13 protein-coding genes are annotated in these 14,196 nt (G+C 41.7%); 5 read left to right on the forward strand and 8 right to left on the reverse strand.

What is annotated here, in order from left to right:
* The first annotated feature begins 453 nt into the window (after positions 1–453).
* The 3 genes from BIV16_RS08955 to BIV16_RS08965 all read left to right on the forward strand — a co-directional run bounded on the left by BIV16_RS08955 (position 454) and on the right by BIV16_RS08965 (position 3,737).
* Positions 454–1,722 carry a DUF4317 domain-containing protein gene (locus BIV16_RS08955; RefSeq protein ID WP_075681855.1) on the forward strand — a complete coding sequence of 423 codons (1,269 nt, stop codon included), beginning with the start codon at positions 454–456 and terminating at the stop codon, positions 1,720–1,722.
* Between the two features lie 268 nt (positions 1,723–1,990).
* Complete coding sequence (locus BIV16_RS08960; protein ID WP_075681857.1) at positions 1,991–2,545, forward strand: ECF transporter S component; 555 nt, start codon at positions 1,991–1,993, stop codon at positions 2,543–2,545.
* 64 nt (positions 2,546–2,609) lie between these two features.
* On the forward strand, positions 2,610–3,737 hold the full coding sequence (locus BIV16_RS08965; protein ID WP_075681859.1) for a pyridoxal-phosphate-dependent aminotransferase family protein: 1,128 nt from the start codon (positions 2,610–2,612) through the stop codon (positions 3,735–3,737).
* Positions 3,738–3,798: 61 nt separating this feature from the next.
* Here BIV16_RS08965 and BIV16_RS08970 read toward each other — a convergent pair whose 3' ends face one another.
* The 7 genes from BIV16_RS08970 to BIV16_RS09000 form a co-directional block, all read right to left on the reverse strand.
* Positions 3,799–4,761 carry an L-lactate dehydrogenase gene (locus BIV16_RS08970; protein WP_075681883.1) on the reverse strand — a complete coding sequence of 321 codons (963 nt, stop codon included), beginning with the start codon at positions 4,759–4,761 and terminating at the stop codon, positions 3,799–3,801.
* A gap of 414 nt (positions 4,762–5,175) precedes the next feature.
* On the reverse strand, positions 5,176–5,799 hold the full coding sequence (locus BIV16_RS08975; protein WP_075681861.1) for a hypothetical protein: 624 nt from the start codon (positions 5,797–5,799) through the stop codon (positions 5,176–5,178).
* Positions 5,796–6,695 carry a GDSL-type esterase/lipase family protein gene (locus BIV16_RS08980; RefSeq protein WP_075681863.1) on the reverse strand — a complete coding sequence of 300 codons (900 nt, stop codon included), beginning with the start codon at positions 6,693–6,695 and terminating at the stop codon, positions 5,796–5,798. Before BIV16_RS08980 ends, BIV16_RS08975 begins: the two co-directional genes overlap by 4 nt.
* A gap of 23 nt (positions 6,696–6,718) precedes the next feature.
* On the reverse strand, positions 6,719–8,134 hold the full coding sequence (locus BIV16_RS08985) for an MBOAT family O-acyltransferase (RefSeq protein WP_075681865.1): 1,416 nt from the start codon (positions 8,132–8,134) through the stop codon (positions 6,719–6,721).
* Between the two features lie 127 nt (positions 8,135–8,261).
* On the reverse strand, positions 8,262–9,626 hold the full coding sequence (locus BIV16_RS08990; RefSeq protein ID WP_330546273.1) for a bifunctional folylpolyglutamate synthase/dihydrofolate synthase: 1,365 nt from the start codon (positions 9,624–9,626) through the stop codon (positions 8,262–8,264).
* Complete coding sequence (locus BIV16_RS08995; RefSeq protein ID WP_075681886.1) at positions 9,592–10,431, reverse strand: DegV family protein; 840 nt, start codon at positions 10,429–10,431, stop codon at positions 9,592–9,594. The genes BIV16_RS08990 and BIV16_RS08995 overlap by 35 nt, the downstream gene beginning before the upstream one ends.
* Positions 10,432–10,591: 160 nt before the next feature.
* On the reverse strand, positions 10,592–11,884 hold the full coding sequence (locus BIV16_RS09000) for a M18 family aminopeptidase (protein ID WP_075681888.1): 1,293 nt from the start codon (positions 11,882–11,884) through the stop codon (positions 10,592–10,594).
* Between the two features lie 171 nt (positions 11,885–12,055).
* On the opposite strand from BIV16_RS09000, the gene BIV16_RS09005 reads away from it, so the two are divergent.
* On the forward strand, positions 12,056–12,559 hold the full coding sequence (locus BIV16_RS09005; RefSeq protein ID WP_075681890.1) for a DUF5721 family protein: 504 nt from the start codon (positions 12,056–12,058) through the stop codon (positions 12,557–12,559).
* 85 nt (positions 12,560–12,644) lie between these two features.
* Positions 12,645–12,848, forward strand: a complete 204-nt coding sequence (locus BIV16_RS09010) for a cold-shock protein (RefSeq protein WP_075681892.1) — start codon at positions 12,645–12,647, stop codon at positions 12,846–12,848.
* Between the two features lie 187 nt (positions 12,849–13,035).
* On the opposite strand, the gene BIV16_RS09015 is transcribed toward BIV16_RS09010, so the two are convergent.
* Positions 13,036–14,019, reverse strand: coding sequence for a D-isomer specific 2-hydroxyacid dehydrogenase family protein (locus BIV16_RS09015; protein WP_075681894.1), 984 nt, complete (start codon positions 14,017–14,019; stop codon positions 13,036–13,038).
* Positions 14,020–14,196: the final 177 nt, after the last annotated feature.

A 14,196-nucleotide genomic window follows, 5' to 3' on the forward strand; every position in this document is an offset into this window, starting at 1 on the left:
CAATTGGCACAGCAGGCTTTCTAATTCGCCGGATTAACGCGCGTACCCTTCAGCTCTTTATTGGCACAAAGCACGCATTTCTCCTTAACAAACTTAAAATTGCATTTTCCGGGAGGCGCTTTGCCAGTCTCCCACATAAATAACCATGCACAATTGCTTGTCTTTTACATATTTTTCATGGATTTAAAAATAGAACAATGATTTTTCCTCTAGAAATGATTGATAGAAAAACGTGATACCCGAAGTATAACACAAGTTTTTCATTTTTCCACGAATTTATATATTTTTCAGAAATTCATACACATTTTCATACTGCACAAAAAATCACAACCTCGCTTTTTCTTCCATTTTATGATAAGATATGTCTATCGCCCGCCTGGGCAGCATCTATCATGATGAATGTGTTTTGTGTTTACGCATGCAAAAATTACATAGAAACGGAGATCTTACATTATGAATAAAAAAGAAGTTCTGGAATTGAAACGACGTTTCAAAAAGGACGAATGTACGTTTACAAGAATGTGTGGCTGTTATGTGGATGCCGACCATAATAAAATTGTAAATATTGGAGAAACCTTTTTAAATTTAGAGGAGGAGGAATCCAACAAGTACCTGGAAATTGCAAAAAAAGTGCTTTCCGGAACACTTGGGAACAACCTGTTAGAATTGGAGTTCCCGCTTGCTGAGGAAGCTGCCGGTGGCAGACAGCAGTTTTTGATGGGACTTCGCGACAGCAAATTGAAAAATGAAGAATTGATGGATGCTTTCTATGACCTTGTCATCGATTCTTACGATTTTGTTGGAAATTATCTGATTTTGATTTTCCACGATGCTTACGATGTCATGACGAGAACGTCTGACAATAATAACCTGGATGAATCTGAGGAAGTCTATGAGTATCTGCTTTGCGCCATCTGTCCGGTCGCTTTAAGCAAGCCGGGACTTGGATATCGTGAAGATGAAAACCGCATCGGTTCCCGTATCCGCGACTGGGTTGTCGGAATGCCGGACACCGGTTTCTTATTCCCTGCATTCAATGACAGAAGCACCGATATCCACTCCACTCTCTTCTATACAAAAGATACCAAGAATCCACATTCCGAATTCATGGAAGCGGGACTTGGATGCGGTACAAAACGCACTGCCACTGAGAAAAAAATGACATTCCAGGCAATTGTCGAGCAGGCTGTCGGTGGCGACGAGGAAGAAAATGCCAACGTGTTCTATCAGCTTCAGGAAGGCTTAAGCGAGATTGTAGAGGCACACGATGCGATGGACGACAACGAAGAAAAAGAACCACTTATTCTAACTACAAGTGACGTTTCTTCTATTTTATCCAACAGTAATATTGACGAGGATCAGGCAAAATTCATCGAAAAATCCTATGAGGAAGAATTTCGCGAGCAGCCACCTGTTGCAGATGACCTTCTCGATGCAAAAGCTTTAGAGGCTGGCGCTTCCCGAAAGGAAAAACAGGATTTGATGACACAGGTTCAGGTTTTGACCGAACAGTTAGAGGATTATAAAGCGATAACCAAAGATGTCGACAGCTCCGAGGAAGTGTCCGGTGACGATGTCAAAACCTACGATGTCATTCTCCGTGTGAAGCCGGAAAAAGTAAACCAGATTAAATCTGAAACTATCAATGGTCAGAGATGTCTCGTCATTCCAATGGAGGAAAACGAACATGCTGCCGTAAACGGTGTCAATACAACTGTTTAATTCCAAACATTACTAGCATTATCATTCACTTGTATTACAGTTATAGGAATATAGAAATCCATATCTTACACACACCTAATCAAAATATGCACTGCTATTTTGGCTTAGAACGAAAAGGTGCCAAAAGATATGGATTCTTTTTTACCCCAAAACTGGTATGCTCAATTTTACATGAACTGGCTTTTTCCTTTCAGCCAGGTTGCGGATATTATCTATAAAAAGATGATTTGTATCACATACGAATGAAAAAGAAAGAAGGATTTACGTTATGAAAGCAACCACAGAAACAACAACTCAGACAACCACCTCGATTGGAAATGTTAAGTTTTTAACAATTACAGCACTTTTCATTGCCTTAACCTATGTCTTTACGGCATTTGTCAATATTCGTCTCCCTATCGCTGCAAACGGCGGCCTGATTCACCTTGGAAATGTACCTCTTTTCCTTTGTGCCATCATCTTTGGGAAAAAAAGCGGTGCCATCGCCGGCGGTGTCGGTATGGGTCTTTTTGATCTTCTCTCCGGTTGGACTGCATGGGCTCCATTTACCTTTGTCATCGTAGCTCTGATGGGATTTGCTGTTGGCGCCATCACCGAAAAACACCGCGGTCTTGGATGGGACGCACTCGCAATTGCAGTTGCCTGCATCATTAAAGTTGTCGGTTACTATATTGCAGAAGGTTTTATTTACGGAAACTGGCTTGCACCTGTTACTTCCATTCCTGGAAACCTCGTTCAGATTGGTGTTGCAGCTGTCATCGTATTGCTCGTCGTTGAGAAATTACGCTCCATTGCAAACAAAACCATTTTAGCAGAATCATAAGCCCCTGGAACGCAAATAATTTACATAAGAAAAATGTAGCTATAGAAAGCGAGGTCATTTTACCATGTATAAAGTAATGACACCAGGACCTACCCAGGTCCCAAAGGAAGTGCTTGCAGCGCGCAGTCTTGTATGCACGAACCCTGATATCGATGAAACATTTTGCGAATTTTATAAAGAAACCTGTGAAAAAATCAGTTCTCTCCTTCATACCAAAAATGAGACTCTGATTCTTGGAGGTGAGGGAATTCTTGGTTTGGAGGCAGCCAGTGCAAGCCTTACCGAACCGGGTGACCGTGTGCTCGTCCTTGATAACGGTATTTACGGCCGCGGTTTCGCCGATTTTGTTCAGATGTATGGTGGAATTCCGGAACTATACAGTGATGACGATCTTAGCGCTTTGGATATTTCCAAACTCGATGCCTATCTGAAAGAGCATCATGATTATAAGTACGCTTCCGTCGTTCACTGTGACACTCCAAGTGGTGTATTAAACGACATTTCCAAAATCTGCCCTCTCCTGAAAAAATATGGTATTTTAACGGTGGTTGACTCTGTCTCCGCCATGTTTGGAGAACCGGTTGACGTTGATGCATATCAGATTGACCTTTTGTGTGGCGGCTCCCAGAAGGCAGTTTCCGCTCCTCCGGGACTTACTTTTGTCACCATCAGTGAGGACGCCAAAGAAGCCATGAAAGCTCGGAAAACTCCAGTTGCATCCTTCTATGCCAACCTTTTGACATTCGAGGGATACTATGAGAAAAAATGGTTTCCATACACCATGCCAATCAGCGATATCTACGGACTTCGCGCAGCCTTTGATTTGATTGAAAACGATGTGACACATTTAGAACGTCACGCCAAAATCGGTGCCGCCACAAGAAAAGCAATTACATCCTGCGGCCTAAAGCTTCACTTGAAGAATGGATATTCGAACACGGTAACCGTCTTTGATGTCCCACCACAGACAACGGCTGATGATATTTTGCGCCTGATGCGTGAAGATCACAACATTTTAATTGCAGGCTCCTTTGATACCTTGGCTGGAAAAGTCATCCGAATCGGACATATGGGTGCGAACGCAAACAAAGCGGATATGGTGGAAACCCTACATGCACTGTATCAGGTACTTTGCAAACTGGGCGTTCCGGTAACCTGCGATCCTGCAGAGGTGTTCCTTGCGGAATTGTAAAAAAGCAAAAAAGAAGTTATCACATAGGACAATGTCCTGGTGATAACTTCTTTTTTACAAACTATAATGCCTGGTCAATCACACTGCGAAGTGTTTTCGCAGATTTCTGTAAACGTTCTGTCTCTTCCTCATCCATCTGGATTGGAACCATGGTTTCTACACCACGTGCCCCGATGACAGCCGGCATGGAAAGCATCACGTCATCGATTCCATATTCTCCGTGCATCATGTTCGATACCGGCATAATGGATTTCTCATCACGTACAATCGCCTCGCAGATTCTTCGAACTGCCATTGCGACACCGTAGTAGGTTGCTTTTTTCTTTTCAATGATTTCATATGCACTGTTCTTTACAGCTTCTGAAATCTTGTGTGTATTCTCCTCATGATTATAGTGTCCGCGCAATTCACACATCTTTGAAATCGGAACACCGGATACTGTTGCACTACTGAATACTGCAAGTTCGCTGTCTCCATGCTCTCCTACGATAAAAGCATGTACACTTCGGCTGTCTACCCCAAGGTGTTCTCCAAGTTCATATTTTAATCTTGCGGTATCTAATACGGTTCCGGAACCAAGCACACGGTTCTCCGGAAAACCAGACAGTTTTAAAGCTGTATAAGTTAAAATATCAACCGGGTTAGAGACAACTAACAGAATGCCTGCACATTTTCTTTTTGCTATCTCTGGAATGATTGACTTAAAAATCGAAATGTTTTTGGATACAAGGTCTAATCTTGTCTCCCCCGGTTTCTGTCCTGCACCGGCTGTGATGACAATGATGGATGCATCCGTAATATCGTCGTAAGTTCCTGCATAGATTTTCATTGGTCTTGCAAAAGGAACACCGTGGCTGATATCCATCGCCTCGCCCTTTGCACGTTCCTCATCTGCATCGATTAATACCATCTCGGAAAACAATCCACTCTGCATCAAGGCAAAAGCAGAAGATGAACCAACAAATCCACAACCAATAATTGCTACTTTTCTTAAATCTACTGTTCCTGTCTCATTTATTACCATATCATTCTCCATTCCTGCGCCGCTACTGCGCATCTTAAGTTTCTGCATATCCGCCTTTACACTTGCATCATATCGAACTTTTTGTTCCATTTCAAGCACTTCTACTCTATTCTTTCCAACTTGAGAAAAAATTATGAGTAAACATCGTTTCCTGTTTTAAATAAATTCATTCTATGGCGCCCTTTCCATGAACTTATTTCTATGAATTTCTTGGAAACTACCGTCATTATAAGGAACCTTTTTCCAATTTTCCGTAACATTCGTTACATTTTTAACAATCTGCAAAAATCCAGACTACTATGTGTCATTTTATTTCTACAAAGAACAGGACGTCAAAAGCCAGCCCACAAATTAGTTGTTGCCAAATTCCACAAAGGCGAGGCTATGTGTGAGGTGGTTTTTGACGCCCTGTTCCTACGGATGCATATACTTATAAAAGGAGTTTGTGATTTTCCCCTTATATACATAATAGTTGGCTACTGCATTTACACTCGATGAGGTGCGCTCTATCACATCGCCTTCCCTGGTATAGCTGCCGGCATCCTGTGTCTTATCTTCTCCGCTTCCCGACTCTTCGGTGTAAGTGCCATCAGCCGAAAAGGTAACGGTACTTACCATTCCATCGCTGCTTTCATAGGTGCAGACTGCATCAAATTTCTCATCCTGTGGCACTTCCCCATCATATAAAAAATCTGTTGCAATCAAATACTCTCCTTCTTTTGCATAAGAGTCTGACTCTTTTCCATCGCCCGTTTTCGTTGTCACCATTCCATCCGCATAAGAAAAGCTTCCCGTCTCAAGTGCGATGGCATCTTTATCTCCCCCAAGCAAAACCTGGTAGGTTCCTTCCTTTGCATCAAAGGAAAGGCAAAATGTCGTCGTGGTAATTTCGTCTGACTGGTTCATCCCCATTGCATACAGCCCGTCCACCTGGTCGGCTTTTCCTTTGTTTCCATAAGATACGAGAAGGACTCCCACCGCAATTCCAAGCACTGCTGCAAGGATTCCTCTCGTAAGTAATCCGGTATGTTTTTTCATGAATCTCTTCCTTCCTGTCTGATTCCCTTCGTCAGCAAAAAGTCATGCCAGATGCCATATTTTGAGCCGTACAGGTGCAGATTATCAAACGATAAATCTGCCTGTAAATCTCCATTTTCATCGCAGACCACATCGTTGACATCGATATAGAAAATGGTACGATTATCTGCCAATGCTGCAATTCTTTCATTCCGCTCGTTGATTCCGGTATTGTTAAAAATCGGATCCGAATTCGACTTTTCTCCGGTTACACGCATGATTCCCTGCACAAAAATAATTGCATCCGGCTGTAATTCACGGAACTTTTGAACGGTCTGTTCATAGCACTCCATAAAGCCATCTATCGTTCCGCGCCCCATCTCATTGATTCCAATCTGGAAATAAATTTTTCCAAAATGCTGTGTCGATAATGCAGTTTCCAATGTCACTTTCTGTCCATTTACTTCACAGAATGCATCATCCCACAAATCGTAGATGTTCATTCCGATTGTGGCATAAAATGTCGCATTGTCTATATTTCCATAATCACGCAATCCCACGGTTCTAGAATCCCCGATAAACACAGCATCATCGAAATAACTGTCATCCACCTGTTCGAATTCACGAATCGGTGGCAGGGCAGGTTTTTCCTCTTTTTCTTCCTCCGCTGCAGGCTCTACGCTGTTCTCATTTTCCATTTTTGCAAGGTCTTTTTCCTTTGCTGTTTTCACCCAAAGATTCCATGGGTAAATGTGGTCGTGTGCTCCCTGAAATACCACTGCAAAATAAGGGGTACTCTTCGCATCAATCACGTATTCTTTATAGATGGTATTTCTTCCTGCAAATCCAAAAATGGATAAAATCACCCATCCTGCTATCACAATGATGAAAAGGGAACATTTTTTTATTACCTTCATTTCCTGTTTCCGTCCTTCCATGCCTAAAAGTTGAAATATAAAAATGGATTATTTGCCGAGATTGCAAGATAGTAAATGCTAATCCAGAACAATACTGCGACTGCAAGTGTCTCCATGCGTTTTTTCTGGAAAACACGGTATAAAACAGATGGATACGGTGAGGAAAAAAGAATACCAATTCCAAACAAATACCAATAATCCTTAAAATATTTAAGATAATCCAAACGGTTGATGGTCACACCACTCTTTGTGAAAAATGGGAACATTCTGCCAAGGTAAGTACCAAGTTGTCCCATATCGGTAATTGCAAAAATTACCCAGGTTACCGGAACTAACAGTATCAGATAAATGTGGGAAAGCACCTTACTTTTTTCCAGATAACGGAGCAGGAACAGCTTTTCTAACATCATAAAGGAAACCAGCACAACACCCCAAAGCACAAAATTCCATCCTGCGCCATGCCAGATTGCGGTTAACAGCCACACGACAATCAGGTTGAAAATCATACGTGGCTTTCCCTTCCGGTTACCGCCAAGCGGGATATACACATACTCACGGAACCATCTTCCCAGCGTGATATGCCATCTGCGCCAGAATTCCGTGATGGATTTTGAAATATAAGGATGGTCGAAGTTGACCGGAATCTGAAATCCTAACATTTTTCCAAGACCAATTGCCATCATGGAATACCCGCTGAAATCAAAATAAAGCTGAATGGAATATGCAAATGCTCCCATCCAGGCAAGCGGTGTGGAAATACTTTCAAATCCAATCATCTGAATACTATTCCAGAGTGTTCCGATACGATCCGCAACAATCACCTTCGCTGCTAAACCAATGGTTAATGTCTTTAACCCATTTTCAAAATCTATGGTTGTCACATGACGTTTTTTTAAACAGTGGGAAACTTCCGTGTAATTGATAATTGGTCCGGCAATCAGCTGTGGGAACATCGTTAAATAGGTTCCAAGACAAATCAGCGAATCCTCCGCCTTGATGTTCTTACGGTAAACATCAATCACATAGGCCGCAATCTGGAACGTATAAAAGCTGATTCCAAGCGGCAGCGCCTGCTCCACAACCGGCAGGGCACCGGCATTTCCGGTCAGTTTTCCGATGATAACATTGATATTTTCTGCGACAAATGCGCTATATTTAAAAAAGAAAAGCATCCCAAAGTCAAAACACAATGCAAGTGTTAAAAGAATGGTCTGTTTTCTTCCTTTTTCTTCCTCTCCCCGGTACATGCATCTTCCCAAAATATAGTTTACCAGTACGGATGCAAGTAACAGGATGCTATACATGGCTTCTCCGATGGTGTAAAAAATGATACTACCTGCAAATAAGGTCACATTCCGGTATTTTTGTGGCGTAAGATAATACACAATCAAAAATAGCGGCAAAAAACGAAACAAAAATTCTAAACTACTAAATACCATGACAGAGCTCTTTTCTATCTAAGATTTTACGGATTTTAAGGGGCGTTTCCCCTTAACCTTGCTCATTATAGACGAATTTTTTCTACATTACCATACATCCTGCAAAAATGTATTAAAATTGTCATAATCACTCGAAAATGTAACTTTTTTGTAATGTTTGACCAACATTTTTCGCTTCCAGTTCCCCGATAAAATAAAGGGAACCAAATGCAATTCTCTTATGTGTGTCTGTGTATGCTTCTGTAAAACATGCCTCAATGGAAGCATAATTTTTTGCTGGAATTCCTTCCTTCCTGATACAGTCTGCCAGTGCGTCCGCCTGAAGAGCTCTTGCGCTTTCCGCTGTAATGGTCCGGAAATCCAGCGCAAGCGGCAGCAACTCCTCAATCATTTTTTCATAATCCTTGTCTGCCATAACCGCCATGATAAAATGGAACTTCTCTCCCGGGAAAAGAGTCATCAGGCTTTCCTTTAGTGCCTTTACCCCATGACTGTTGTGTGCTCCATCCACCATGAAAAATGGCTTTTCGCATAAGATTTCCATGCGCCCAATCCAATGTGCTTTCTCGATTCCAGCACAAAAATACGACATATCCATCTTATTTCTCTTTCTAAGGAATGTTTCCGCTGCGAGCATCGCAGCTACCGCATTCTCATATTGATGCACTCCTAGTATATGCATCGAGATATATTTATAATACTGGTAAGAAAAGGTTTGTCCTTTTGTTGTCATCCCTTCCCTTTTTATTTTAGCGGCATCAACCCATTTTACCTCGTCTGCAAGAGAAGCTGCCTGCTTTAAAACTGCCTCCGCCTCCGGTTCCTGGCTTTCAATTACAACCGTAGTTCCTTTCTTGATAATCCCTGCTTTTTCACTTGCAATCTTATCCAGGGTATCGCCAAGCAGGCTTGTGTGGTCATAACCGATTTTGGTAATCACAGCAACTTCCGGCACTCCTAGCGCATTGGTGGAATCTAACCTTCCGCCAAGCCCGGTCTCCATGACCATGACATCACATTTTTGTTCTCTAAAATAAAGCACTGCCATGAGCATACAGTAATCAAACATGGTCGGATAAACGCCAAAGTCCTGCTCCAGTAAAAAATTTCCGATTCTTGCGCAGTCTTCTTTTGGTATCATCTCTCCGTTTACCTGAATCCGCTCTCTGAAATCGACCAGGTGAGGTGACGTAAACATCCCCACTTTCAGTCCGGCCTCCTTTAAAATAGAGCACAAAAAAGCAGAGACGGAGCCTTTTCCATTCGTCCCTGCAATGTGAAAAAATGGAATATCCTTCTGGGGACTGCCAAGTTTATGTAACATTACGCGGCTGATTTCTACCCCGGTCAGATTTCCAAAACGTCTTTTATTTTCAATTGTGTCAATCACTTCTTCGTATGATAATTCCTGCATTTTTTCTGCTGCCTCTGCCGGATGAAAAAGCAAGGAGTCTCGCTTATACCACCATGATAATTCCACCGTCATTGGCATACATGCTGCTGACTCCTGCGGTATTTACCATAATAATATCCTTAAAATGTGCCTGTTTTTCAATGTGTTCTTTCACTTCCAAAGCACGCGCCGGACAATTACAATGTGCAATCGCGACAATCTTTTGCTCCAAATCTTTTGTTTTGGATAGCATCGTCGTAATCATCTTATCCAACGCTTTTTTCATTCCTCTTGCCTGATCGAGCTGACAGATTGAGCCCTCCTTCGTTGAACCCATGACGGGTTTGATGTTTAATGTGTTGGCAATAAATGCTTTTACATTACTTAATCTTCCATTTTTACGGAGTGTCTCTAACGATTCCAGCACAAAATAAGTATTCATCTCCTCGATGTACGCCTCTACCTGCTCAACTACTTCCTCAAACTTCAGTCCGGCCTCTTCACATTCCTTAATCTTCATTCCAATCAGAGTCTCGCCAACGGATGCTGATTTGGAATTAAACACATAAATATTTTTTGCATCACCGTACTCTTCCTCGTACAGATTTTTCGCTAAAACCGCACTGTTGTAGGAGCCGCTTAACTGGTTTGACAGTGTCACAACGTAAAAGTTCTGTGCATCTTCCCGAAAGCACTCTAAATATTTTTCCGGAGAAGGACAGGAAGATTTCGGTCCATTCTCACTCTGCTCTACCATCTTCAAAAAAGAAAGCTGGTCAAAGCTCTCATCATCTACGATTCTTACTCCGTCCACCTCTAATTCCAGCGGTACGGATTTAAAATGATCATCCTTTTTTAATTCGTCCGTCAATTCTCCACAGCTGTCAATTATGATCTTATACATGATATATCCTCCATTCAAACAACACGATCTTTGTCTTATTTTTCGCATTTGTTTATCAAAAACATGATTAATGTTAATTTTTTCTATTTGATGTAGTTTTTAATACTACATGATAGTAACACAAAAACCGTGTTTTGAAAAGAGGTTTTTTCCATCCTTTTTATGCCTGAAAATATGCAGTTACCATATTTTTTAGAGAATCGATATCCTTCGTACCCATCAGCTCCCTTGCAGAATGCATGGCAAGAAGCGGAATTCCAACATCGACGGTCTTAACCGGAAGCAGGGAAGACGCGATGGCTCCTAAGGTTCCGCCGCCAACCATATCCGAACGGTTGACAAATTTCTGGTATGGAATCTGTCCGGCATCGCAAAGCTGCTGTAAAATAGAAACCGATTCACAGTCTGTCGCATAAGACTGGGAGCATGCCTCTTTGATGCAGAAACCTTTTCCAAGAACCGGCTGGTTGGTGACATCCATTTTTCCTGGCTGGTTTGGATGAAGTCCGTGTGCAACGTCCACCGAAAGGAGCATACTCTGATACCAGTCCTGCTCAAAGAGTTCTTCTCTTCCAAGTGCCTTTGCCAGGCGTCTTAACATATCGTGAAGCAAAATAGAGCCTGCTCCCTGCTTGGTCTTACTTCCGATTTCCTCATGGTCAAATAAAGCAATGAGGTTCACGCCGTCGGTACGTTCTGCATCGATAATGGCAGATACAAGTGCCGAGCAGGAGGTTAAGTTGTCTAATCTTGGGCTGGAAATGAAATCATCGCTGACTCCGACGTAAGAAGGTTCTTCTGTACAATAAACGCTCAGTTCAAAATCCAAAATATCTTCTTTTGCAACCGAAAGTTCCTCTGCGAGATAACTTAAGAAGTAATCGTTGGTCTTTTTCTCCTCTGGAATCATCCCAAGAAGCGGAATCAGATCAATCTGTCTGTTGAGTTCTACGCCCTTGTTTACCTCACGGTTCATGTGGATTGCAAGATTTGGAATCGTAAGCACCGGTTTTTTCGACTGGAACAATACCATCTTTGGTGCAAATACATGCTCACTTCGAACCGCCACACGTCCTGCAATTCCAAGCGGACGGTCTAACCAGGTATTTAAGATTGGTCCTCCGTACACTTCCACATTCACCTGTGCGTAAGAATGGTTCGACATATCTGCACTTGGTTTGATGCGAAGGCATGGATAATCGGTGTGTGCTGCTGCAAGGCGAAGAAATGGTGCCTTATCTTCTTTTTCTGCTTCCTTAGGCAGTGTAAATGCAAACAGGGTTGTGCCATGGTGGTTTACATAATATTTTCCACCTTTTTCCAGATTCCATTTTGAATCATACGCAAGTGACGCAAAACCTGCTTCTTTTAATCGTTTTTCACAGCTTTCTACGGTATGAAATGGTGTGATACCATCTTTTAATAATTGAAATAATGCTTGTTGTTCTTTCATATCTTTTTTCAGGATATAACTCCCGATACTCCTTTTTTCATTTTCCCCTCTATTCTACTATAAAATACCTCATATATTAAGGCATTTTTCAAATTTTTTCACGACACGTCATATCCAACCCATCTTTCGTATGCTATAATAGGCTCATCGAAAAAGAAAGGCAAACAAACTATGATTGCATTAAACCTGATTGAAATTGGAACTTTTATGAATAAACTGCTGCGCAGTGAACTGTTTGACCACTTTTTGCTGCAGGAAGCAACCATTCAAAGTGGCGTCAGCTATGTGATAGATGGACATCTTAATATGAATTTTTATGCAAAAGAGGAATTAGAGGAACAAGGGATAACGGAATTTACTTTTGCACCTTTTTCCATGGTCCGCACAAACTGTTATGACCTGATAAAAGGGAAGCGGACACCGTCCCATTTTAAATTTGTTTTTCTGCTGTCACAAAAGCACTTAGAACGGACGCTAACGCAGACAAAAAGCGGTCTTTCAACCTCTGATATCAGTGCCGTTTTTCTGAATTTGAACTACCAGAACCAGAAGCTGATGCTGACCACCGGTGTCTCTTATAAGACCTTTGTATTAGATAAGAGTTTCGAATCCGAATGGGACCTTATGATAAGAAATTTTCTCAAGAAAAATGGGATTTCTTACGAAGAACTTTAATATATTTTCTTTACTTTTGTATAACGTTATGTTATCCTTTACCTATGCTATTATTAGCATACATTATTTTTTGGAGGTACTTTCAATGAACAAGGGTACAGTAAAATGGTTTAACAACCAAAAAGGTTACGGATTCATCTCCGACGAACAGGGAAACGATGTATTCGTACACTACTCAGGTCTTAACATGGAAGGATTCAAATCCTTAGAAGAAGGCGCTGCAGTAGAATTCGACGTTGTTGATGGAGCTAAGGGTCCTCAGGCAACAAACGTAACAGTAGTAAGATAATTACTACGGTCTTTAATCAGAAGTTTCATGTACCTTTTTCTTTTTTAATAGAATTTATTTTTATTGTGGGGAATAAGATATTGTAAACAGGTATTAAAGAAAAAAGAGTGTCCAGTGTGGGCACTCTTTTTTTTTGAGCAAATATAACTACAAAAGTAATTATATGTAACCTTCCTATCACCTGATATTAGCACAGCATGTTTGGATTCTCTTCTTTTTGCAGACACTTTACGATGTTCTGGATGCCGCCACGTGCCATGCTTTCTACGGCTTCTCTGGTATAGAATGCCATGTGCTGTGTCATCGTCACATTCGGGAACTGTCTGATGTATGCCATGTTGCGGTTACTTAAAATATCCGATCTGCGGTCCTGGTGATAAATGCCCTCTTCGTTCTCAATCACATCCAGTCCAAGTGCACCTATTTTTTCGGATTCGATTCCTTTTATGATATCATCCATACACATAAGCTCTCCGCGGGCGCAGTTGATTAAGACGACACCGTCCTTCATTTTTGCGATGGATTCGCGGTTAATCATATATCTTGTCGTGGTTGCAAGCGGAACATGAAGGGAAATCACATCACTTTTTTCATATAATTCCTCCAGGGAACAATACTCAAAACGCAGGCCTTCCTTCTCTCTTTCACTGCGGTTATACGCTAAAATTTTGCAGCCAAAACCCTGCAGCATCTCGATGACTTTCCTGCCAATCTTTCCGGTTCCAACAATTCCAACCGTCAGATTGCGAAGTTCTTTTCCCATCAAGCCCTTTAGAGAGTAATCATTCGCATTCGCTCTAAAGAGTGCCTGCTTGTAATTGCGAAGTGCCATCAAAATTAACATAATCGTATATTCCGCTACACCATCCGGGTCATAATTGCCGTTACAGATATGCACCCCGTTATTTTTTGCAGCATTCAAATCAATGTGGTCATAACCGATGGTTCTTGTCGCAACGACCTTGATTCCTTTTTTTGCAATTAAATCTAAAATATCTCCTTCGATTCTTGTCTTGGTTAAGACGGTAACACCATCCGCGTCGTCCGCTAACTTTAAAGATTCCTCCGTCAGCGCCTCCGGTGTCTGAATTAATTCCACTCCTAAACGGTCTGCTTCCCGTTTCATTTCCTCTCGTTCGTCCTCGCGAACCTCATAGGCAACAATTTTCATCTGTCGTCTCCTTGTGCTGTTTCTCCTCACGATTCGAATTTTCCAATCGTCTTTCAGACGCAAACAGAGACTACGGTTTCCGCCATTGGAAAAGATAGTCTCTGTTCGTTTCTTTTTGTATTTTTACACATCTTTTTCGTTCGTGCAAGCCTGTGCTTTAAACACCTGCTGCTTTAA

The sequence above is a fragment of the Roseburia sp. 831b genome (genome assembly GCF_001940165.2).
GTDB lineage: Bacteria > Bacillota > Clostridia > Lachnospirales > Lachnospiraceae > Roseburia.